The sequence below is a fragment of the Candidatus Blastococcus massiliensis AP3 genome (genome assembly GCF_000582785.1).
Classification (GTDB): Bacteria; Actinomycetota; Actinomycetes; order Mycobacteriales; family Geodermatophilaceae; genus Blastococcus; species Blastococcus massiliensis.
In genome coordinates this window covers 896,313-917,517 of sequence record NZ_HG931174.1, presented here as the reverse complement: position 1 = coordinate 917,517, position 21,205 = coordinate 896,313, and the positions used below count along the sequence as shown (strand labels likewise).

Annotated in this window: 23 protein-coding genes; 15 read left to right on the top strand and 8 right to left on the bottom strand. The window is 74.3% G+C overall.

Annotated elements, in window-relative coordinates:
- The first annotated feature begins 124 nt into the window (after nucleotides 1–124).
- The gene (locus tag BN344_RS12915; protein ID WP_231486771.1) at nucleotides 125–1,405 is read left to right on the top strand and encodes an MFS transporter; all 1,281 of its coding nucleotides are present in this window, start codon (nucleotides 125–127) and stop codon (nucleotides 1,403–1,405) included.
- Nucleotides 1,406–1,482: 77 nt separating this feature from the next.
- Nucleotides 1,483–2,313, top strand: coding sequence for an aldo/keto reductase (locus tag BN344_RS12910; protein WP_231486768.1), 831 nt, complete (start codon nucleotides 1,483–1,485; stop codon nucleotides 2,311–2,313).
- A gap of 31 nt (nucleotides 2,314–2,344) precedes the next feature.
- Here BN344_RS12910 and BN344_RS12905 read toward each other — a convergent pair whose 3' ends face one another.
- Nucleotides 2,345–3,805, bottom strand: a complete 1,461-nt coding sequence (locus tag BN344_RS12905; RefSeq protein ID WP_040338796.1) for a hypothetical protein — start codon at nucleotides 3,803–3,805, stop codon at nucleotides 2,345–2,347.
- 36 nt (nucleotides 3,806–3,841) lie between these two features.
- The gene (locus BN344_RS12900; protein WP_040338795.1) at nucleotides 3,842–4,651 is read right to left on the bottom strand and encodes a DUF3097 domain-containing protein; all 810 of its coding nucleotides are present in this window, start codon (nucleotides 4,649–4,651) and stop codon (nucleotides 3,842–3,844) included.
- A gap of 334 nt (nucleotides 4,652–4,985) precedes the next feature.
- Here BN344_RS12900 and BN344_RS12895 point away from each other — a divergent pair, with 334 nt between their 5' ends.
- Nucleotides 4,986–5,828 (top strand): DUF2382 domain-containing protein, encoded by an 843-nt coding sequence (locus BN344_RS12895; protein WP_040338794.1) that lies wholly within the window; start codon nucleotides 4,986–4,988, stop codon nucleotides 5,826–5,828.
- A gap of 94 nt (nucleotides 5,829–5,922) precedes the next feature.
- Here the strand turns inward: BN344_RS12895 and BN344_RS12890 are convergent, their stop codons facing one another.
- On the bottom strand, nucleotides 5,923–7,218 hold the full coding sequence (locus BN344_RS12890; protein ID WP_040339221.1) for a M18 family aminopeptidase: 1,296 nt from the start codon (nucleotides 7,216–7,218) through the stop codon (nucleotides 5,923–5,925).
- 27 nt (nucleotides 7,219–7,245) lie between these two features.
- Between BN344_RS12890 and BN344_RS12885 the strand changes: the two genes are divergently transcribed.
- The 4 genes from BN344_RS12885 to BN344_RS19590 all read left to right on the top strand — a co-directional run bounded on the left by BN344_RS12885 (nucleotide 7,246) and on the right by BN344_RS19590 (nucleotide 11,339).
- On the top strand, nucleotides 7,246–7,821 hold the full coding sequence (locus BN344_RS12885; protein ID WP_040338793.1) for an MOSC domain-containing protein: 576 nt from the start codon (nucleotides 7,246–7,248) through the stop codon (nucleotides 7,819–7,821).
- A gap of 27 nt (nucleotides 7,822–7,848) precedes the next feature.
- Nucleotides 7,849–8,523, top strand: coding sequence for a phosphotransferase (locus BN344_RS12880; protein ID WP_040338792.1), 675 nt, complete (start codon nucleotides 7,849–7,851; stop codon nucleotides 8,521–8,523).
- Nucleotides 8,524–8,633: 110 nt separating this feature from the next.
- Nucleotides 8,634–9,308, top strand: coding sequence for a hypothetical protein (locus tag BN344_RS12875; protein WP_040338791.1), 675 nt, complete (start codon nucleotides 8,634–8,636; stop codon nucleotides 9,306–9,308).
- Nucleotides 9,309–9,455: 147 nt separating this feature from the next.
- Entirely contained in the window at nucleotides 9,456–11,339 is a 1,884-nt protein-coding gene (locus BN344_RS19590; RefSeq protein ID WP_081788581.1) for an AAA family ATPase, read from the top strand.
- A 25-nt stretch (nucleotides 11,340–11,364) separates the two neighbouring features.
- On the opposite strand, the gene BN344_RS12865 is transcribed toward BN344_RS19590, so the two are convergent.
- Nucleotides 11,365–12,492 (bottom strand): NDMA-dependent alcohol dehydrogenase, encoded by a 1,128-nt coding sequence (locus BN344_RS12865; RefSeq protein ID WP_040338790.1) that lies wholly within the window; start codon nucleotides 12,490–12,492, stop codon nucleotides 11,365–11,367.
- A gap of 159 nt (nucleotides 12,493–12,651) precedes the next feature.
- On the opposite strand from BN344_RS12865, the gene BN344_RS12860 reads away from it, so the two are divergent.
- Genes BN344_RS12860 through BN344_RS12850 form a run of 3 tightly spaced genes read left to right on the top strand, consistent with a single transcriptional unit; the run spans nucleotide 12,652 to nucleotide 14,680 of the window.
- On the top strand, nucleotides 12,652–14,100 hold the full coding sequence (locus tag BN344_RS12860; RefSeq protein WP_040338789.1) for a bifunctional 3-(3-hydroxy-phenyl)propionate/3-hydroxycinnamic acid hydroxylase: 1,449 nt from the start codon (nucleotides 12,652–12,654) through the stop codon (nucleotides 14,098–14,100).
- Nucleotides 14,097–14,294 carry a hypothetical protein gene (locus tag BN344_RS12855; protein WP_040338788.1) on the top strand — a complete coding sequence of 66 codons (198 nt, stop codon included), beginning with the start codon at nucleotides 14,097–14,099 and terminating at the stop codon, nucleotides 14,292–14,294. The genes BN344_RS12860 and BN344_RS12855 overlap by 4 nt, the downstream gene beginning before the upstream one ends.
- Before the next feature lie 32 nt (nucleotides 14,295–14,326).
- On the top strand, nucleotides 14,327–14,680 hold the full coding sequence (locus BN344_RS12850) for a hypothetical protein (protein ID WP_040338787.1): 354 nt from the start codon (nucleotides 14,327–14,329) through the stop codon (nucleotides 14,678–14,680).
- Nucleotides 14,681–14,719: 39 nt separating this feature from the next.
- Here BN344_RS12850 and mftD read toward each other — a convergent pair whose 3' ends face one another.
- Nucleotides 14,720–15,955 (bottom strand): pre-mycofactocin synthase MftD, encoded by a 1,236-nt coding sequence (gene mftD / locus BN344_RS12845; RefSeq protein ID WP_040338786.1) that lies wholly within the window; start codon nucleotides 15,953–15,955, stop codon nucleotides 14,720–14,722.
- 145 nt (nucleotides 15,956–16,100) lie between these two features.
- Entirely contained in the window at nucleotides 16,101–16,703 is a 603-nt protein-coding gene (gene mftR / locus BN344_RS12840) for a mycofactocin system transcriptional regulator (RefSeq protein ID WP_040338785.1), read from the bottom strand.
- 109 nt (nucleotides 16,704–16,812) lie between these two features.
- Between mftR and mftA the strand changes: the two genes are divergently transcribed.
- The 3 genes from mftA to mftC are packed head-to-tail and all read left to right on the top strand — an operon-like array spanning nucleotide 16,813 to nucleotide 18,487.
- Nucleotides 16,813–16,932 carry a mycofactocin precursor MftA gene (mftA, locus tag BN344_RS19585; protein ID WP_081788580.1) on the top strand — a complete coding sequence of 40 codons (120 nt, stop codon included), beginning with the start codon at nucleotides 16,813–16,815 and terminating at the stop codon, nucleotides 16,930–16,932.
- A gap of 14 nt (nucleotides 16,933–16,946) precedes the next feature.
- Nucleotides 16,947–17,249 carry a mycofactocin biosynthesis chaperone MftB gene (gene mftB, locus BN344_RS12835; protein ID WP_040338784.1) on the top strand — a complete coding sequence of 101 codons (303 nt, stop codon included), beginning with the start codon at nucleotides 16,947–16,949 and terminating at the stop codon, nucleotides 17,247–17,249.
- Complete coding sequence (gene mftC / locus BN344_RS12830; protein WP_040338783.1) at nucleotides 17,246–18,487, top strand: mycofactocin radical SAM maturase; 1,242 nt, start codon at nucleotides 17,246–17,248, stop codon at nucleotides 18,485–18,487. The genes mftB and mftC overlap by 4 nt, the downstream gene beginning before the upstream one ends.
- A gap of 33 nt (nucleotides 18,488–18,520) precedes the next feature.
- Here the strand turns inward: mftC and BN344_RS12825 are convergent, their stop codons facing one another.
- Together BN344_RS12825 and BN344_RS12820 are read right to left on the bottom strand one after the other, a co-directional pair.
- Entirely contained in the window at nucleotides 18,521–19,000 is a 480-nt protein-coding gene (locus BN344_RS12825) for a pyridoxamine 5'-phosphate oxidase family protein (RefSeq protein ID WP_040339219.1), read from the bottom strand.
- Nucleotides 19,001–19,038: 38 nt separating this feature from the next.
- Nucleotides 19,039–19,416, bottom strand: a complete 378-nt coding sequence (locus BN344_RS12820; RefSeq protein WP_040338782.1) for a YchJ family protein — start codon at nucleotides 19,414–19,416, stop codon at nucleotides 19,039–19,041.
- Nucleotides 19,417–19,448: 32 nt separating this feature from the next.
- On the opposite strand from BN344_RS12820, the gene mftE reads away from it, so the two are divergent.
- Both mftE and mftF read left to right on the top strand, forming a co-directional pair.
- Entirely contained in the window at nucleotides 19,449–20,144 is a 696-nt protein-coding gene (gene mftE / locus BN344_RS12815) for a mycofactocin biosynthesis peptidyl-dipeptidase MftE (RefSeq protein WP_040338781.1), read from the top strand.
- Nucleotides 20,145–20,217: 73 nt separating this feature from the next.
- Nucleotides 20,218–21,205 (top strand): mycofactocin biosynthesis glycosyltransferase MftF (mftF, locus tag BN344_RS20765; protein WP_040339218.1); only part of this gene is annotated, 988 nt, incomplete at its 3' end.

Sequence of the window (21,205 nt, the reverse complement as noted above, 5' to 3'; positions counted from 1 at the left end):
TGTAGCCGCGCCGACGGTGCGCGGCGGCCGGAAATCCGCGCCCGTTGCTACCGTCGCTGCGCCACCCGAGGGACCGGCGGAGGAATCACCCGCACTCGTCCGTGGCCAGGAAGCGCGAGAGCCCGTGTCGTCCCGCAACATCTTCGATCCCTACGTGCGCCTGTTCGCCGTCCCCGGCTCGCGGGCGTTCGCCCTCGCGGGCTGGGTCGGCCGGCTGCACGCGCCGATGCTGGGCCTGGGTGCCGTCCTCCTCGTCGAGGAGGCGTCGGGCAGCTACGGCCTGGCCGGCGCCGTCTCCGGGACGCTGGCGCTGAGCTTCGCGGTGGCCGGGCCGCAGTGGGCCCGGGCCATGGACCGCCGCGGCCAGGGGGTGGTCCTGCAGGTGGCGATGGCCGCGCTGCTGCTGACCGGCGTCGCCTTCACGCTCGCGGTGCAGGTCGGCACCCCGCGGTGGAGCTGGTTCCTGCTCGCGGCGCTGACCGGCGCGTCGGCGCCGAACGTCGGCTCGATGGTGCGGGCGCGGTGGGCCGCCGCGCTGGACCCCCAGGGCCGGCAGACGGCGTTCGCCTTCGAGGCGGTCGCCGACGAGCTCGTGTTCGTCCTCGGGCCGGTCCTGGTCACCCTGCTGGCGACGCTGATCGCCCCACCCGTCGGTTTCCTCACCGGCATCGCGCTGGCGGTGTCCGGCGGCCTGGCGCTGGCCGTGCAGCGCGCCACCGAGCCGCCGCTGCACCCGCGCGAGACCTCGCCGTCCGGCCGCCGCCGCTCGGTGCTCACCCCGGCCCTGCTGGTCGTGTCGCTCACCTACCTCGCCGTGGGCACGCTGTTCGGCGCCATCGACGTCGTCGTGATCGGGTTCGCCGACGCCGAGGGCGCCAAGGCGCTGTCCGGTCTGGTGCTCGCGGTCTTCGCGGGCGGCAGCCTGATCGCGGGCCTGGTCTACGGCCTCGTGCGTCCCCCCGGCACGCTGGCCGCCCGGTTCGTGGTGACGGCGGTCGTCATCGCGCTGGCCGCCCAGCTGCTGTGGACCGTCGGCTCGCTGGCGTCCCTCGTCGTCTGCGGCTTCCTGGCCGGCCTCACGATCGCGCCCGTCCTGGTGTCGGGCACCTCGCTGGTCGAGTCGCGCGTGGGGCGCGGCGTGCTGACCGAGTCACTGGCCTGGACCATCACCGGCCTGACGCTCGGGGTGACCGTCGGCTCGGCGCTGGCCGGCGCCGCCGTCGACCGCTGGGGAGCCGGGGACGCGTTCGCGGTGCCGGCCCTGGCCGCCGCCGCCGCCGGGGTGCTGGCGCTGCTCGGGGCCCCGCTGCTGCGGGAGCGCACCGGGACGGCCGCGCAGGCCCCGATCGACGCGACCGCCCCGGTCGACGCGCCGCCCCCGGTTGAGCAGAGCGCGCTCGGGTAGGCGGGGGCGGACCGCGCGAGCGCTCTCTCCGTGCCGCCGGCCGCTCACCGACCTTCGGAAGGACTTGCTCTGTGGCCGTGCCCACCATCGCTCTGAACAACGGCGTCGAGATCCCCCAGCTGGGCTTCGGCGTCTACCAGGTCCCCCCGGAAGAGACCGCCGACGTCGTCACCCAGGCGTTCGAGGTCGGGTACCGGCACATCGACACCGCGGAGATGTACCGCAACGAGAAGGGCGTGGGCGAGGCGATCGCCCGGTCGGGCATCGACCGGGGCGAGATCTTCGTGACCAGCAAGCTGAACAACGGCTTCCACCGTCGCGACGACGCGCTGCGGGCGTTCGACCGGACGCTGGCCGACCTCGGCACCGACTACCTCGACCTGTTCCTGATCCACTGGCCGCTGCCCGGCATCGACGTCGACTACGTCGAGACCTGGAAGGCCCTGGAGGAGATCTACGCGGGCGGTCGCTGCACGGCCGTCGGCGTCTCCAACTTCAACGCCCACCACCTGAACCGGCTGTTCGACGAGGCCGACGTCGTCCCGGCGGTGAACCAGATCGAGGTGCACCCCTACCTCGCCCAGGACGAGCTGCGGGCCTTCGACGCCGAGCACGGGATCGTCACCGAGGCGTGGTCGCCGATCGCGCAGGGCAAGGTCCTCGGCGACCCCGCCATCACCGCGATCGCCGAGCGGCTGGGCCGCACGCCGGCCCAGGTGGTGCTCCGCTGGCACGTCCAGCGGGGCGACGTCGTCTTCCCGAAGTCGATGTCGCGCGCGCGGATGGCCGAGAACTTCGCGCTCTTCGACTTCGAGCTCGGCACCGACGACATGGCCACCCTCACCGGCCTGGACCGCGGCGAGCGCACCGGACCCGACCCGGAGACCTTCAACTACCTCCCCCGCTGAGCACGGCCGACCGGGTCCGTCTGCGGGAGCGCTACACGGGCGTGGTGCCTACGACCACGCCTTCCGCGTCGTAGGCGGTCGCGGTGAGGAGCGGCGGGCTCCCGGGGGGCGGCTCGACGGGCGGGATGAACGCGCCCCAGACCCGTTCCCAGAGCCGTGGGCCCTCGGTGGACAGCTCTGCCTCGAACGCGCGCCCGTCGAACGTGGTGATCATGACTCGCGCGGTTCCCGGCGGGGCGACTCCGCCGACGACGCCGCCGCCGCTGCCGTCCGGTCGGCTGCTCGCTCCGCCCGTCGAGCTGACCAGCTCGCCGACCGGCGGGGCGACGAGCGTCCCCCCGCTTCCGCCGGACGAGACCTCCATGGCGCAGAAGGACCACTCGTCCCCGCCGGACGACCCGGGCTGGAGGCTGAACGCCCACCGCACGTCGCCCTCCACGCCGCTCACGAACCAGCCCTGCTCGCCGCAGCCCGCTTCTTCCCGGGTCGGCGGCCTCGTCCGGATCTCTCCGTCCAGCGCCTCGAACTCCTCCCACGTGCCCACGCGCAGGTTCTCGACCACCTGGTCGAGCAGCTGGTCCGGATCCGCGTTCCGGTCCCTGTCCCCGTTCGCGGTCACGATCACCGACAGGACCATGCCGTCCTCGGCCCAGACCCGGCCCCGGGCGTCCGGATCGCCGACGTTCGCCCCCTGGAGGTCGCCCGCGGAGCCCGGATGGCCGCGTACCGCTGTGCCCGACGCGTCCTCGATCCAGAACCCCCACAGCGCCGCGAGGCGTGGGTCGGCGCGCACCACGGAGACGGAGAGGTAGCTCCCGCTCCCCTGCAGGGACATGGATTCGCCGGAGCCGGCGCCGGGCTGATCCTGCGGGCTGCCGGCGACCAGCGGCTCCAGCCCGGCCGGAACGTCGTCCGACGCGAGCGCCACGGTGGCCGACTCGAAATCGGCTCCGCGCGCAGCCGCGACGAGGTCGTCCTCATCGATCCCTCGCCCGACGACGAACTCGGTGTAGTCGTTGTGCTCGATCACGACCCAGGTCCGGTCGGTGTCGGGAACCACCCGCCCCGTCCGCCCACCACCGAGATCGACCTCCTCGCCCGGAGCCTCGTACCCCGGGCCGGCGATGGTCGCCGAGCCCGTACTCGTACCCACCAGCAGGACTGGTCCGTCGAGGGTGTCGGCCAGGTCGGGATCGCCGTACAGGGTGGCGCGGGCCGGCTCGTACTTCCCCGAGGCTTCGTTGTAGAAGAGGTCGGTGCCCGGCGGGTCGTACGACAGGCCGCTGAGCCGTAGCCCGTCCGGGACCGGGTCGAGGATCACCGGTGCCTCGAGCGGGAGGGGATCGACGACGACGTCGTCGCCACCCGCCGCCGGCCGCTCGGGGCCCTCGTTCGCCCCCCGCTCACCGCCGGCCGCGTCCGAGCATCCCGCCAGTCCCGCGATCATCGCGGCGGCCAGCAGCGCCGCTCGGAGCTTGTTCGTCGAGGTCACACGGGCAGAGTGCCCGTGTCAGGTCTCGCTGGGGTCTCAGTCGGTCGTGACGAAGTCGATGAGCTCCTCGACCCGGCCGATCAGGGTGGGCTCCAGGTCGGTCCACGTGCGCACGCGGGCGAGGATGCGCTGCGCCCACACGTAGCCGGTGTCGTCCTCCCAGCCGAGGCGCTTGCAGACGCCGGTCTTCCAGTCCTCGCCCTTCGGCACGGTCGGCCAGGCCTTGATCCCGACCACCGACGGCTTGACCGCCTGCCAGATGTCGACGAACGGGTGCCCGACCACGAGCGCGTGGTCCCCGGTGATCTGCTCGGCGATGCGCGACTCCTTGGAGCCGCGCACCAGGTGGTCGACCAGCACACCGAGCCGGCGGCCGGACGACGGCCGGAACTCGCGGACGATGCCCGGCAGGTCGTCGACGCCGTGCAGCGGCTCGACGACGACGCCCTCGATGCGCAGGTCGTGACCCCACACCTTCTCGACCAGCTCGGCGTCGTGCTTGCCCTCGACGTAGATCCGGCCCTCGCGGGCGACGCGGGCCTTCGCGCCCGCCACGTAGGTGGAGCCGGACGCGCTGCGCGTGGGCATCGCCGGTGCCGCCGCCCTGGGCCGCACCAGCACCACCGGCCGGCCCTCGACCCAGAAGCCCGGCCCCAGCGGGTAGCCGCGGACCCGCCCGTGGCGGTCCTCGAGGTGGACGACGTCCTTCTCGCAGCGGACGACGGCGCCCACGAACCCCGAGCTGGGGTCCTCGACGACGAGGTCCTTCTCGGCCTCGACGGTGGGGACCGGCTTCTTGACGGTGCGCGGGTGGACGAGGTCGTCGTACGGCGAGCGGGGCGGCATCCCTCCATGCTGAGCAGCCGTGCGCGCGGCTCGGCGGCGACGCGCCGAGAGCGGGTCCGTCCGACGCGCCCGGGCCGCCTTGACATCACTCAGCGTGACCTGCCGGTCGGCTGGTTTGTCGCTGCAACCACCTGCCGATTGCGCGTCATCCGGTGGCGGATGACCTGCGGGTACCCCCTGGCGAAGCTGCGGCCGCCGTCGTCGCAACCGCGGAAAACCGGAAGTTTAGCGGTAGTGACGAGCCCGGGACGGATCTCTTCCGTTTCGCCTGCCCGCACCCGGTCACCCATTCAGGTGACCTGAACCACTCTGCTCAGACGGGAGCGATTCCACGATGATCGGTACCGAGACCCTCGACCGCGTGATCGGCAAGGACGTCTACGACGAGGCGGGTCAGAAGATCGGCTCCGCCGCCGAGGTCTACCTCGACGACGAGACGGGTCAGCCCGAGTGGGTGACCGTCCGCACCGGCATGTTCGGGACCAAGGAGTCCTTCGTCCCGATCCGCGACGCCGACCTGACCGCCGACGGCGTGCGCGTACCGGTGAGCAAGGACCGGGTGAAGGACGCGCCCAAGATCGACACCGACGGGCACCTGTCCCCCCAGGAGGAGCAGGAGCTCTACCGCTACTACGGCATGACCGGCGGCACGGGCACCGGTATGACCGACCAGGGCATGGACCTCGAGGACACCTCGGGCCGTGGCATGGCCGGCACCGGCATGGCCGGCACCGGGACGGACACGGACAGGAACAGGCACGGGACGGTCGGCCGGGACACCTCCGGCCCCACCACCGACGACGCGATGACGCGCTCGGAGGAGCGCCTGAACGTCGGCACGCAGCGTCAGGAGGCCGGGCGCGCCCGGCTGCGCAAGTACGTCGTCACCGAGAACGTGACCGAGACCGTGCCGGTGTCGCACGAGGAGGTCCGCCTCGAGCGCGAACCCATCACCGACGCCAACGTCGGTGACGCGATGGACGGACCGGCCATCAGCGAGGAGGAGCACGAGGTGACCCTCCACGCCGAGCGCCCGGTCGTGGACAAGGAGGCCGTGCCCGTCGAGCGGGTGCGCATGGACAAGACGACGGTCACCGACGAGGAGCGGGTCTCGGCCGACCTCCGCAAGGAGGAGATCGAGGTCGACGGCGCAGCGGACGACAAGCGGCGCATGTGATCCTCGGCCCCTCACGGCGCAGGACAGCGGCGGCCGGCCGGGCGACCTCAGATGCCCTGGCCGGTCGACGTCGCCATGTGCGGAGGCTGTCGCCCTAGTCGCGCAGGCAGGCCGTGAGCGCCCCCACCATCAGCGGGACGTCGAGGGCCGAGGCCACCTCGCGGCAGGAGTGCATCGCCAGCTGCGCCATCCCGACGTCCACCGTCGCGATGCCCAGGCGGGTCGCGGTGAGCGGCCCGATCGTGCTGCCGCAGGGCAGGTCGGCGCGCATGACGAACGACTGCACCGGCACCCCCGCATCCGCGCAGCGCTCGCGGAACCAACCGCCGGTCGTGGCGTCGGTCGCGTAGGCCTGGTTGGCGTTCAGCTTCACCACCGGGCCGCCGCCCAGCCGCGGCTGGTGCGCCGGCTCGTGCCGCTCGGCCCGGGTCGGGTGGACGCCGTGCGCCATGTCGGCCGAGACCAGGACCGAGCGGGCGACGGCCCGGTGCACGGCCTCCGGGTCGCCGGGATCGGTGGCCGTGGCCAGCCGGCGGACGACGTCCTCGAGGAAGCTGCCGCGCGCACCGGACATCGAGCCGCTGCCGATCTCCTCGTGGTCGTTGCAGACCAGCAGCTGCGTCCGCTGCCCGGCCGGCGCGTTGAGCAGGGCGAGCAGGCCGGCGTGGCAGGAGGTCAGGTTGTCCAGCCGGGGCGCGGCGATCCAGGTGCCGTCGGCGCCGGCACGGGCCGCGGGCTGGGTGTCGGCCAGGACCAGGTCGTGCCCCACGACGTCGTCGGGTGCCACGCCCGCAGCGAGCGCGATGGCCTCGAGCAGCCCCGGCTCGTCGCCGAGGTCGCCGTTCCACACCGGCACGAGGTGGCGCTGCGGGTCCAGCGTGAGGCCCTCGCGCACGCTGCGGTCGAGGTGGACGGCCAGCGACGGGAAGCGCAGGGGCGCCCCGGGCAGCCGGACCAGCGCCGTCGTCCCGCCGCGGAGGGCCACCCGCCCGGCCACGGTCAGCTCCCGGTCCAGCCAGGTGTGCCAGAGCCCGCCGCCGTAGGGCTCGACGCCGACCAGGCGGTAGCCGGACTGCCGGACGTCCGCGTGCGGGCGGACCTTGAACGTGGGCGAGTCGGTGTGCGCCCCGACCAGCCGCATCCCGGTGTCGCCGAGGGCGCCGCTGCCCAGCCGGAACGCGATCAGGCTGCCGTGACGGACGACGAAGTGGCGGCCGCCGGCCACCGGCGCCCAGCGGTCGGCCTCCGCGAGCTCGGTGAACCCGGCGGCGGTCAGCCGCCGCGCCAGCTCCGCGACCGCGTGACCGGGTGAGGGCGAGGCGTCGACGAAGGCGCGCAGGTCGTCGCCGAGGGCGAGCTCGTCGGTCGGGGTGGCATCCGGCGTCGGCATGCCGTCATCGTGCCCGACACTGCCGACATGGCCGTCCCTGCCCTGCCGCACGCCTACGACGTCGAGATCCTCGGGCTGGTGGCCTCGCCCCGGCACCGCTATGACGGCCGGCCCGGGCAGACGGTGCCCGGACAGGACGGCGACCGGCGGACGACGGTCGAGGTGCGCGCGGACCACGGCGTCGTCGGCGACCGGTACGCCGGACGACCCGCGCACCGCGACGCGCAGGTCACCGTGCTCGCTGCCGAGGCGGTCGAGGCGCTCGCCGCGGAGCTGGGGGTGGGCCCGCTGGACCCGCTGCTCGCCCGGCGCACCGTGGTCCTGCGCGGCGCCCAGGTGGAGGCCCTGCGCGGCCAGGAGTTCTCCCTGGACTGCGGCGAGGGCGAGGTGCGGCTGCGCGGCGGCCGGCCGGCCAACCCGTGCGCCTGGCTGGACACCGCCCTCGCGCCGGGGGCCCACAGGGGGTTGCGGGGCCGCGCCGGCATCCGCTGCGCGGCGCTCACCGACGGCGTCCTGCGGCTGGGCCCGGCCGTCCTGCGCTCGGCCGTGCCGCTCGACGTCGCCGCCGCGGGCGCCGCCGTCCGTCCGGTGCGCCGCCCCTGAGGGCGCAGGCCTGCCAGACTCCCGCTCGTGCAGCTGCTGGGCGTGGGTCGGGACGCCGACGTCTTCGCTCTCGGCCCGGACCGGGTCCTGCGTCGCTACCGGGACCCGGGACGCTCGGCAGAGCGGGAGGCGGCCGTGATGGCGTACGCGCGCTCGCACGGGGTGCCCGTGCCGGAGGTCTTCGACGTCGACGGGCCGGACCTGGTCCTGGAGCGGGCCGACGGGCCCACGATGGCGGACGCGCTCGTGCGCCGGCCCTGGACCCTGGCCCGGCAGGCCGGTGTCCTCGCGACGCTGCACCGGGCCGTGCACGCGGTCCCGGCGCCGGACTGGCTGGACCGACGGGTCGGCACCGGCGACGCGCTGCTGCACCTGGACCTGCACCCCGAGAACGTGCTGATGACCGCCGCCGGGCCGACGGTCATCGACTGGACGAACGCCGCCCGCGGGCCGGCGGAGGTGGACGTGGCCGACACCTGGCTGGTCCTGTCCGCGGCGCGCGTGCCCGGACCCGCGTGGCGGGCGGCCACGGTCGCGGCCGCGCAGGGCACCTTCGCCCGCACGTTCCGGCGAGCGGCGGGGCTGGACCTCGGACCGGCTCTGCCGACGGCCGCGGCACGGAGGCTGGCCGATCGCAACCTGGACGGCCGGGAGCGCCAGCGCATCGCGCGGCTGGCCGGGGTGGCGGACGGCGGTGGCTGAGGGAGCAGCGGGGACCCCTGGGACGGCCACCACGCCTCCGACGCCCGGGCGGCACCCCTGGCAGTATCTGCGCCGCCCGGACCAGCCGGGTCGTCCTGACGAGGAGAACCATGCGCACCCGTTCGCTCACCGCCCCCGCCGTGCTGCTCAGCGCGGCTCTGCTGCTGTCCGCGTGCGGCGGTGACAGCCCGCTGGAGGGCAAGACCGGCCCGGAGGTCGCCGAGCTCGCCGCCGACGCCCTCGAGGAGGCCGGCGCGGTGCGCATGTCCGGCACCATGACCGAGGACGGCCAGGAGATGGAGGTCGACCTGCAGCTGCAGGGCGACGACGCCGCCGGCACCATCACCGTCGACGGCACCGAGATCGAGCTCATCAGCGTCGACGGCGACGTCTACATGAAGGCCTCCCCGGACCTGCTGGCCTCCTTCGGACTTCCCGAGGACATCGCCGCCGAGTTCGAGGGTCAGTGGATCCTCATGCCGGCCGACGCCGCCGCCGACTTCGAGGACTTCTCGCTCAAGGGCTTCGCCGACGAGCTGCGCAACCCCGACGGCGAGATCAAGGACGAGACCCGCAGCGACGAGCTCGACGGCGACTCGGTCGTCATCGTCGAGCAGGAGGACGGCAGCACGCTGACCGTCAAGGACGACGACCCGGCCTACCCGCTCCAGATCACCGGCGCCGGTGACGCCGAGGGCACCGTGAACTTCACGAACCACGGCAAGAAGGAGGACATCTCCGCGCCCGAGGACGTGCTCGACCTCGAGGAGCTCATGGGCAGCTGAGCCCTGGCCCGGTCGGCGACCGGGCTGCGACCTCGACCGGCCGGGACCTCGCTGAGGTCCCGGCCGGTCTGCGTCGAGGGGCTGGACCGGGTCCTGCTGGGCCCCCGGCCGCTGAACGCACTCGGACGGATCTGTAGGAAGGCGTGCATGACAGTCGATCCCCCGGTGCCGGCCGACCCCTCGGTGCCCGGTCCCGTCGTCGGGCTGGGGCGCGAGCGCGAGGTCCTCACCGTCGCGCTGGCGACCCACCGGCACGTCGTCCTGGAGGGGCCGCCCGGTACGGGCAAGTCCACCCTGCTCCGGTCGGTGGCCGCCGAGACCGGTCAGGACGTCGTCTTCGTCGAGGGCAACGCCGAGCTGACGCCGGCCCGGCTGGTCGGGCAGTACGACCCGTCCGCCGTGCTGGCGGGCGGCTACCTGCCGGAGAACTTCACCGACGGGCCGCTGCTCACCGCGATGCGGGGCTCGGGACTGCTCTACCTCGAGGAGCTCAACCGCATCCCCGAGGAGACGCTCAACGTCCTCATCACGGTGCTCACCGAGGGGGAGATCGCCGTCCCCCGGCTCGGCACGGTGCGCGCCACGGCGGGGTTCCGGCTGATCGCCGCCATGAACCCGTTCGACGCCATCGGCACCGCCCGGGTGGGGCAGGCCATCGCCGACCGGATGTGCCGCGTGGTCCTCGGCTACCAGACGGAGGAGGCGGAGCGCGAGATCGTCGCCGGCGTCACGGGTGCCGACGCCGCGCAGATCGTGCTCGCAGTCCGCCTGGTGCGCGCCACCCGGGAGCACCGCGACCTGCGCACCGGTTCGTCGGTGCGCGGTGCCATCGACCTGGTGCTGCTGCTCGACGGCCTGCTCCGCATGCGGGGCGAGCAGCTCGCCGGCGGGCGGGAGACGGCCCGGGACGCCACGCACGCCGCGCTGTCCGGCCGGATCCGGGTCACCGAGGGCGTGGAGCGGACGCCCGAGGCCGTCCTCGACGAGATCCTGGACGACGTCTGGCCGGTCGACTCCGCTCCGCCCGAGGCGGACCCCGGGCCGGCCGACGACGGGGCTCCCGCCGGTGGTGGTTCGGGAAAAGCGCCGGGCCCGTCGGCTGAGGCGGGCTCCGACCAGAACACCCCCCGGCAGGACCGGGCCTCCCGGCGCGGACCCCGGACGACGGGGCGCCGCGAGATGCAGCTCCGGCACGAGGCCTTCTCCGAGGTCAGCCCCGAGGTCGGCGAGCTCGACGAGGACGCCTTCGCCGGGCTGATGGGCGCCGATCCCGACGCCGCCGCGGCCCTGCTGGCCGATCTGGCCACCGCCACGGACCGGGAACTGCGGACGGCGGCCCGCCGGCTGGCCGCCCGGGTCTTCGTCCAGGTGGGCCGGGTGGGCGCCACCCGTGCCCGCGGTACCCGGCGGCTGGTGCCCACGCGCCGTCCCGAGGGGGACCTGGACCTCGACCGCACGCTGGACCGCTGGTCGGGGATCTGGCCCCCGGCCGCCGAGGACCTGGTCACCCGCAACTGGACGGGCTCGCGCCGGGCGGTCTGTCTGGCGGTCGACCGGTCGGGGTCGATGCAGGGGCTGGGGGTGGCGATCGCCGCCGTCGCGGCGGCCGGCGTGGTGCTGGCGGCCGACGAGCGGCTGCAGACGAGCGTGCTGACCTTCGCCGACGAGGTGAGCGTGCTGCAGCCCCTCGGCCGGCACCGGGCGGCCGAGGACGTCGTCCTGGAGCTGGTGGGCCTGCGCGGGCACGGGAAGACCGACCTCGCCGCGGCGCTGCGCGGGGCGTGGCGGCAGTTGTCACCGGCGACGGCGGACGAGCGGGTCGTCGTCCTGCTGTCGGACTGCCTGTCGACGGCGGGGGAGCCGGCCGAGGCGGCGCTGGCCGGGATCGACCGGCTGCACGTGCTGTGCCCGCTGCCGAGTGACGAGGCGCTGGACGCCGCCCGCCTGCTCGCCGCCCGCGGCGGCGGGCGGATGGAGCCCGTGCGGTCGCTGAACGACCTCGGGCCCGCCCTCACCCGCCTGCTGGGGTGAGAACGGGCCCGAGGGCCGTGCGGCCTTACTTCCGGTCGGCGTCGGTGTAGACGATCATGCCGCGGATGTTCTTGCCGTCCTTCATGTCCTGGTAGCCCTGGTTGACGTCCTCGAGCTTGTACTTCGTGGTGGCGAGCTCGTCGAGCTTGAGCTGGCCCTCCTGGTAGAGCGAGAGCAGCTCGGGGATCGCGTTGCGCGGGGCCAGGCCGCCGAAGATGGCGCCCTGCAGGTCCTTCTGCATCAGCGTGAGGTCGAACAGGCTGAGCTTCACGTCGACGTTGGCGAAGTTGCCCATGCCGGTGACGACGGCGCGGCCGCCCTTGCCGGTGACGCTCATGGCGGCGGCGATGTCCTCGCCCTGGATGTCGCCGACGGTGATGATCGTCTTCTCCGCCATGCGGCCCCAGGTGAGCTCGTTGATGGCCGGGGTGGCCTCCTCCATGCTCGCAAAGGCGTGGGTGGCGCCCAGCTCCATGGCCCACTCGCGCTTCGAGGCCTGCGGGTCGATGACGATGACCCGCTTGGCGCCGGCCGCAGCCGCGCCCTGGACGGCGTTCATCCCGACACCGCCGGCGCCCATGACCACGACGTTCTCGCCGGGACGGACGTCGGCGACCTTGGTGGCCGAACCCCAGCCGGTGGTGACGCCGCAACCCACGAGGGCGGCGATCTCCAGCGGGATGTCGGGCTCGATGCGCACGACCGAGGCCTGGTTGACGGTGATGTAGGGCGAGAACGTGCCGAGCAGGCACATGGGCGAGACGCCCTGGCCCTTGGCGGTCACCCGGTGAGTGCCGTCGGAGATCGCCTTGCCGCCGAGCAGGTGGGCGCCGAGGTCGCACAGGTTCTGCTGCCCGCGCGAACACGGCGGGCACACGCCACAGGCGGGGATGAAGGCGGTGACGACGTGGTCGCCCTCCTTGAGGCCGGTCACACCGGGGCCGACCTTGGTGACGACGCCGGCGCCCTCGTGCCCGCCCAGCGACGGGAAACCGACCGGGGTGGCTCCGGTGACGAGGTGCTCGTCGGAGTGGCACAGGCCGGAGGCGGCGAGCTCGACGGTGACCTCACCGGCGACGGGATCGCCGACCTCGATCTCCTCGACCGACCACTCTTCGCCCACGCCCCACAGAATCGCGCCCTTGGTCTTCACAGCTGTTCCTCCAGTCAAGACCCGCCGTCGATGGCGGGATCGCAGCACGACAGTGCTCCTCGCCACACTCTCAGCAGGGTCCCCCGGCCCGTCAAGGAGGGGGGTTCCTGCGCTGCCCCAGCGGGCGACACGGAGCACCGGGCGGGGACACTGCTGATCATGTCCGGCGAGCCCGTTGTCGTGGTGGGCGCCGGGCCGGTGGGGCTGACGGCGGCGCTGCTGCTCGCCCGGCGGGGGCTCGCGGTGCTGGTCCTCGAACGGCACCGCGCGCCCTATCCCCTCCCGCGGGCGGTGCACCTCGACGACGAGGTGTTCCGGGTGCTGCAGGACGCCGGCGTGGCCGACGACCTGGCTCCGTTGACGCGTCCGCTGGAGGGGCTCCGGCTGCTCGACGCCGGGCACCGGCTGCTGGCCGAGTTCCGCCGGAATCCGTCGGCGGGCAGCAACGGCTGGCCGCAGGGCTCGCTCGTGCACCAGCCCGATCTGGAGGCGGTGCTGGCCGGCGCGGTGGCCGGCACGCCGGGGATCGAACTGCGCCTGGGTGCGGAGGTCACCGGTCTCGTCCAGGACGCCGGCGGGGTGACGCTCGCGGTCCGCGGCCGCGACGACGGGGCGGACCGGTCCGTCCGTGCCGCGGCCGTGCTGGGCTGCGACGGAGCCAACAGCACCGTGCGCCGGCTGCTCGGCGGCCGCATGCACGACCTCGGGCCGGCCGACCGCTGGCTGGTGCTGGACGTCCGGTCCTCCGAGCCGCTCCCCCTGTGGTCGGGCGTGCACCAAATCTGCGACCCCCGGCGGGCCGCGACCTTCATGCCGGTGACCGGCGACCGCTACCGCTGGGAGTTCCGCCTGGGGCCTGGGGAGTCGGTGGCGGACCTGACCGCGCCGGCCGTCCTCGGCACGCTGCTCGCGCCGATCGACGCGGACGCGGTGGAGGTGCTGCGGGCCGCGGAGTACACGTTCCGGGCCCAGGTCGCCGATCGCTGGCGGGTCGGGCGCGTGCTGCTCGCCGGGGACGCCGCCCACCTCACCCCGCCCTTCGTCGGGCAGGGCCTCGGCCTGGGCCTGCGCGACGTCCACCAGCTGAGCTGGAAGCTCGCCGCCGTCCTGGCCGGCGAGGCGGACGAGGCGCTGCTCGACACCTACCGGGCCGAGCGGGAGCCGCACGCCCGCGCGCTGATCCGGCTCGCGCTGCTGCTGGGCCGCCTCATGACGGGGGGCGGGCGGAGTGCCGCGGTGCTGCGGCGGGCCGTCCTCGCCGCCGTCCGCAGGATTCCCGCGGTGGCCCGGCTGGCGACCGACAGCGCCACCCCGCCGCTGCGCGGGCCGCTGGTCGACCGACGCGGCCGGGCCGGCCGGCGGCTGGCGGGCACCCTCGTCCCGCAGCCGTGGGTCACGGTCGACGGCACCCGCCGCCGGCTGGACGACGTCCTCGGGGACGGCGCCGCGGAGCTGACCGCCGACCTGGACGTGCATCGCGCCGACGGGAGCCGGCTGCGGCTGGCGGAGCCGACGGGCGCGCTGCGGTCGTGGATGGGCGACGCCCGGTCCGTGCGGATCCGCCCGGACCGCATCGTCGCCTCGGTGCGGGGTACCCGGGGGCCATGAACATCGACAAGGACCAGATCCTGCAGCTCCTCCGCTCCCAGGGCGACGACGCGAAGGCCCAGCAGGCCGACCGGGAGCTGCCGGACCAGGTGGACACCGAGAAGGACGCCGGGCTGCTCTCGAAGTTCGGCATCGACCCGATGGAGCTGATCACGAAGTTCGGCGGCGGCAAGCTCGGCGGCCTGCTCGGCTGAGCTCCTCGCCGGGCGCCTGGGACGATCCGGTCATGCGGAACGGACGGCAGGACTCCCCCGAGGAGCTCGACACGTCACCCCGGGCTGCCTGGCGACGCGTGCGCCGGGCGGCGTCCGGGGGACCGGTGCCCGAGGACCCGGACGAGCGCGCGGCGGCGTACGACCTCGCGCTCGAGCACCAGCACGCCCTCGATCGCCAGCGCTACTGGGCGCCGGCGGTCTTCGTGGCGACCGCCCTGCTCGCGGCAGGGGTGGCGCTCACCGGCGCCACGTGGGTGTGGGGGACGGTGCCGCTGTGGCTCGCCGGCGCTATCGGCCACCCGTACCTGCGCGCGCAGGCCCGCCGGCGGGCAGCGCTCCTCGGTCCCGGCGGGCAGCCCGCCTGATCCGCGGGTGGCAGCCGGAGCTGCCACCCGGCGGAGTGGTCAGGCCTCCCGGCCCCGCCGACGCGCCGGGGACGTGTGGATCAGCGCGTTGTTGACGGCCACGCGGCTCAGGCCGCGCTCGAAGTCCTCGGGGATGACGAGGTCCTCGCGGCTGAGGTCGCTGACGGTCGGCCTGCCGAGGCCGACCATCGCCGAGCCGAGGCCGTCACGCAGCAGGTCGAGAACGTTCTCGACGCCGGCCTGACCATTGGCGCCGAGGCCCCAGAGGTAGGCGCGACCGATCATCACGGCCTTGGCGCCGAGCGCGACGGCCTTGGCGACGTCGCCGCCGCGGCGGATGCCGCCGTCGAGCAGTACCTCGATCTGGTCGCCGACGGCAGCCGCGACCGAGGGCAGCGCCCGGATCGAGGCCGGGGTGCCGTCGAGGTTGTTGCCGCCGTGGTTGGACACGGAGATGGCGGTGACGCCGGCATCGACGGCGCGCTTGGCGTCGTCGGGCCGCATGACGCCCTTGAGCATGAACGGGCCGTCCCACTGCGAGCGCAGCCAGGCGACGTCCTCCCAGGTCGGCATCGGGGAGGCGTTCCACATCCCGTAGGCGCCGAAGAAGGTGGGCGCTTCCTCATCGGGCCCGGAGACCATGTTGGGGACCTTGAGGTCGGGGATCTTCCCGGTCTTGGCGAAATCCCAGAGCCAGCGCGGCTTGGTGAGCACCTGCGGTGCGTAGCGGCGGGCGGCCTCGAAGTTGATCTTCTCGGGGATGAACGGGCTGCCCCAGTCCCGGCCGTAGGCGAACGACCAGTCCAGGGTGGCGATCATGCCGACGGCGCCGGCCCGCTTGGCCCGCTCCATGCGGGCGAGCATCTCGTCGCGGGTGCCGACCCAGTACATCTGGAAGTGCGTCTTGGGGTTGGCGGCGACGACCTCCTCGATCGGCTTGCTGGCGAAGGAGGACAGCCCCATGGCGACGCCGCGGTTGGCGGCGGCACGGGCGACCGCGACCTCGCCGTCGGGGTGCACGGCCTGGACGCCGGTCGGGCTGATCATCACCGGCATGGACATCTCCTGGCCCATGACGGTGACGCCCATGTTGCGCTCGTTGGCCAGACCCGCGGTGTGCGGAGCGAAGCCGATCTCGGCGAAGGCGGCGAGGTTGTCCTCGGTGGTCAGCCCCCGCTCGGAGCCGGCGACCAGCGCGCCGTAGACGCCCTTCGGCAGCCGCTTCCTGGCGCGCCGCTGCGCCTCTGCGACCGATTCGAACCATGCGTTGGCCATGTCTGCTGCTCTCCTCGTCACCCGGGCCGTCCCGCGTGCAGGGAGGCCGCCTGATCTCCTGCCTCCGACCTGGTACGGCCGGTGGCACTGAGTGCCACCCTACCCGGTCACGACGAGACGAAGGCCACACCGCCCCCCGTCGGAGTCAGTGCACCAGGCCCGGAAAACCGCGGGTGAGCTCGGTGAAGGCCTGACGCAGCTGGTCCCCGAGGGCCGAGTGCTCGTCGGCCAGCCAGGCCTCGAAGGCCGTGGTGGCGGAGGCCCGCGTGGTGGCCGCGACCAGCCGCGGGACCAGGTCGGACGGAGTCGCCCCCGAACGGTCCGCGACGTACCGCGCGACGACCCGGTCGACCTCGGCGTACCGCAGCTGCGAGTGGGCCAGGAGCGCCGGCTCGTTCAGGATGAGCAGCATCCGCTCGCGCAGCAGCGGCAACTCGGTGCCCGCGTAGTCGTTGACCTCGACGTAGGCCGCGCAGACCGACTCGAGCACCGGCCGGCCCGGATCGGTGCCTGCCAGCAGCTCCTCCAGCCGGGCGACGTGGGCGCCGAAATCGCCCCACACCGCGTCGGCCTTGGTGGCGAAGTAGCGGAAGAAGGTGCGTCGGCTGATGCCCGCGGCGTCGGCGACCTCGTCGGTCGTGACCTGCTCGAAGCCGCGGAGCGTGAACAGGTCCAGGGCCGCCCGCTCGACGCGGGCACGGGTCGTCTCGGCCGGCACGCCGGGGGGCGCCGTTCCCGTCACGGTCACGGCCGCATTGTGCCGCGCCCACCCGCGCCCCACCCCGGTTTGCCCCCTGGCACCGGGTGTCACTAGCCTCGCTGCATCCGTTCGTGACCGCGATCACCAGGAGCTCGCCATGGCTGACACCGCCACCACCGTCGACACCGCCGAGGCCCCCGTCGCCACGGAGGAAGCCCTGGTCGAGGAGTCGCTGGTCGAAGAGGTCTCGATCGACGGCATGTGCGGCGTCTACTGAGCGAGCCGGTACCTGTGACCACGGCGGTGTCCCCTGCCGAGGTCGCGTTCGACCCGGCTCAGCCCTGGCAGCGCGCCCGCTCGGTGGCGCTGCGGCCCGAGCCGTTCGGCGCGCTCGTCTACCACTTCGGCAACCGGAAGCTCTCCTTCCTGAAGTCGAAGACGCTGGTCGCCGTCGTCGAGGCGCTGGCCGACCACCCGAGCGCGAGCGCCACCCTCGCCGCCTGCGGCGTGAGCGAGGCGCAGCGTCCCGCGTACGAGAAGGCGCTCGCCGACCTCGCCCGCTCGCAGATGATCGAAAGGCGGGAGCTCCCGTGACCGCAGTCCTGCCCGCCCGACCGCAGCGCCCCGAGGGCGGTCGGCTGATCGACCAGTTCGAGTACGGCCTCGACGCCCCGATCTGCCTGACGTGGGAGCTGACCTACGCCTGCAACCTGGCGTGCGCCCACTGCCTGTCCTCCTCCGGCCGGCGCGACCCGCGCGAGCTCTCCACCGCCGAGGCCGAGGCGGTCATCGACGAGCTGCAGCGGATGCAGGTCTTCTACGTCAACGTCGGCGGCGGCGAGCCGACCGTGCGCCCGGACTTCTGGCACCTGCTCGACTACGCCATCGGCCACGACGTCGGCGTCAAGTTCTCCACCAACGGCATCAAGCTCGACAAGACCCGCGCCGCGCAGCTGGCCCGCACCGACTACGTCGACGTGCAGATCTCCCTGGACGGCGCCACCGCCGAGGTGAACGACCGCGTCCGCGGGGTCGGCTCCTACGCGACCGCCATCCGCGCGCTGGAGAACCTGGCCGAGGCCGGGATGAAGGACTTCAAGGTCTCCGTCGTCGTCACCCGCGAGAACGCCGGGCAGCTCGACGCGTTCAAGGAGCTCACCGACTCCTTCGGCGCCCAGCTCCGGATCACCCGGCTGCGTCCCTCCGGCCGCGGGGCCGACGTGTGGGACGAGCTGCACCCGACGATGGCCCAGCAGCGCGAGCTCTACAACTGGCTGCTGGCCAACGGCGACGGCGTCCTCACCGGCGACTCGTTCTTCCACCTGTCGGCGTTCGGCGAGGCCCTGCCGGGCCTGAACCTCTGCGGCGCCGGTCGCGTCGTCTGCCTGATCGACCCCGTGGGAGACGTCTACGCCTGCCCGTTCGCCATCCACGAGAACTTCCTCGCCGGCAACGTGCGCGACGAGGGTGGCTTCCAGCGGGTGTGGCAGCAGTCGGAGCTGTTCGCCGACCTGCGCAACCCGCAGACCGGCGGCGCCTGCACGAAGTGTGCGCACTTCGACGCCTGCCGTGGCGGCTGCATGGCGGCCAAGTTCTTCACCGGCCTGCCGCTGGACGGTCCTGACCCCGAGTGCGTGCAGGGCTACGGCGAGACCGCCCTGGCCGCCCGCGACCTCGAGCTGGTCACGCCGCGCAGCCACATCGATCACTCGCACACGGGCCCGGTGCGCGGGCAGCCCACGCTTCTGGGCATGCCGTCGATCCCGGCCCGTCCCTCACCCGCACCGCCCGCCCGGCCCTGCGACGAGTCCCCGCTGGCCGGGCTCCGCTGAGCTGAGCCCGGCCGGCCGGGCCGGTCCGACGGATCAGAGATCGACCTTCTCGTTCTCGCCGGCGTCGATGCGGTCGCCGGTCACCTTCGCCTTCACGAAGCTGAAGGCGGTGGCCAGCCGGCCGCCGGGGGAGTCCCAGTACTCCGCGGAGTCCGCCTGCACCTTGATCAGGACGACGCTGTCGTCGTCCGGGCCCTGCGGGAACCAGGCGCCGACGGCGCTGTTCCACAGCTCGCGCTTCTTCGCCGCGTCCTCGACGACGACGGCTTCGCCGGTGAGCGACACCCAGGTGCCGCCGGAGCCGACGCCGACGTTCACCTCGGGGGAGGCGCGGATGTGCTCGACGGGGTGGGAGTCGCGCTCGGCGAAGAACCACAGGTCGCCGTCGAACTCGACCTCCTGCAGCGTCATGGGGCGGCTGGTCAGCCGACCGTCCATCGTGATGGTGGTCAGGAAGCCGAACCGCTCGCCCTTCAGCAGTTCGGCCACCTTGCGCGTCTGGTCGTGGCTCATGGCGGAGGCCGTTCCCGCGGGGGCGCCCTCCGACACGCTCAGACCGCGTCGAGGTAGCGCCAGGCGCCGTCCTCCCGGACGAAGCGGCTCAGTTCCTCCTGCGTGCCGTCGGCGCCGTCCCGCAGGTAGGAGGCCCGGAACCGCACCCGCCCCTCGGCGGCGAGCAGACCGCCGCCCGTCGTCGCCAGCACGTCGAGGCCGGTCCAGCGCGTCGCCGGGTCCAGGTCGAGGTCGCGCGGCCGGGTGGTCGAATGCCAGGTGGCGAGCAGGTACGCCGGATCGCCGACGGCGAAGGCGCTGTACCGCGAGCGCATCAGCTGCTCGGCCGTCGCCGCCGCGGCCGCGCCCTCGTGCAGCCGGCCGCAGCACTCGGCGTAGGGGAGCCCCGTTCCGCACGGGCAGCGTCGCGGCGCCATGCCCCGAGTCTGCCTTCTCCTAGGCTGCGCCGGTGACCGAGCTCGCCGGTGCCGTCTGGCCGCGGATCCCCGTGGCGCCGTTGCTCGTCGTCCCGCTCGGCTCGGTCGAGCAGCACGGCCATCACCTGCCCCTGGCCACCGACACCGCCGTCGCCACTGCCGTGGCCCGCGCGGCGATGCCGGAGCTGCCGGATGCGCTGCTGGCGCCCGCGCTCCCCTACGGGGCCAGTGGCGAGCACGAGGGCTTCCCCGGCACGGTGTCGCTCGGGACCGAGGCGCTGACCGCGGTGCTGGTGGAGCTGGGCCGGTCGGCGGGCCGGTGGGCGCGGCGGGTGCTGGTGGTCAACGGCCACGGCGGGAACCTCGAGGCGCTGCGGGCGGCGGTGCCGCTGCTGCGCTCGGAGGGGCGGGACGCGGCCTGGTTCGCCTGCGGTGTGCCGGGCGGCGACGCCCATGCGGGCCGGACCGAGACGTCACTGATGTTGCACGTGGAACCTGCTGAGGTCCGCGTCGACGACGCCGTGGCGGGCGAGACCGCACCCCTGGCGGATCTGCTGCGCCGGCTCCGGGCCGGCGGCGTCCGGGCGGTCAGCCCGACCGGGGTGCTGGGCGACCCGGCGGGCGCCTCGGCGGCCGAGGGGGGCGACCTGCTGGCGGCGATGACCACCCGGCTGGTGGCCGCGGTGGGGCGCTGGACGGTCGATCCGACGGGGCGGCTCGGCAGCTGAGCCGCGAGGCCGTCCGCCGGCTCCCACGCCCCCGCGGGGGCGTCGGTGCCGGGGCTCCGGGGAGACTGTTCCGGTGGACCGTGCTCGCGCCCTGCCTGACGGGTTCGCGGTCCGGCTCGACCCGCGAGTGCGGCGGCGGGACGCGGGCGCGACGCTGATGGGCGGCTCGCCGCTCCGGCTCCTGCGTCTGGCTCCGCGGGCACAGCAGATGCTCGCCGCCGATCGGCTCGTCGTCCGCGACGCCCCGACCGCTGCGCTGGCCGCCCGGCTCCTGGACGCCGGTCTCGCACACCCCGACCTGCCGCCCGCCGACCGTGCCGCCCTGGCCGACGTGACCGTCGTCGTCCCGGTCAAGGACCGTCCGGACGAGCTGGCCCGGCTGCTCGCCGCGCTCCGGGCCGACCCCGTCACGGCCGGGTTGCCGCTGGTCGTGGTGGACGACGGTTCGGCGGTGCCCGTCCGGGTAGACGGGGCGACCGTGCTGCGGCACCAGGTGGCCCGCGGTCCCGCGGCGGCGCGCAATGCCGGGACCCGGGCGGCGGCGACCGCCGTCGTCGCCTTCCTGGACTCCGACTGCGTCCCCCGGCCCGGCTGGCTGCCGTCGCTCCTGGCGCACCTGGCCGATCCGCGGCTGGCCATGGTGGCGCCCCGGATCGTCGCGCTGCCCGGTGGCGGCTGGCTGCACCCCTACGAGGCGGCGGTGGGCGCCCTCGACATGGGACGGCACCCCGCGCCCGTCCAGCCGCTGTCGGCCGTCTCGTACGTGCCCAGCGCGGCGCTGATCGCTCGGCGCTCGGCGCTCGGCCCCGCCGGGGGCTTCGACGAGACGATGCGGGTGGCCGAGGACGTCGACCTGGTGTGGCGGCTGACCGCGGCCGGCTGGCGGGTGCGTTACGAGCCGGCGGTCGAGGTGGCCCACCAGCACCCGGCCGGAACCGCGGAGTGGCTGCGCCGGCGGGCCTTCTACGGGACCGGGGCCGCGCTGCTGGCCGCCCGCCACGGGGAACTGGTCTCGCCGCTGGTGCTCGCGCCGGACACCGCCGCGGCCGTGCTGCTCGCCG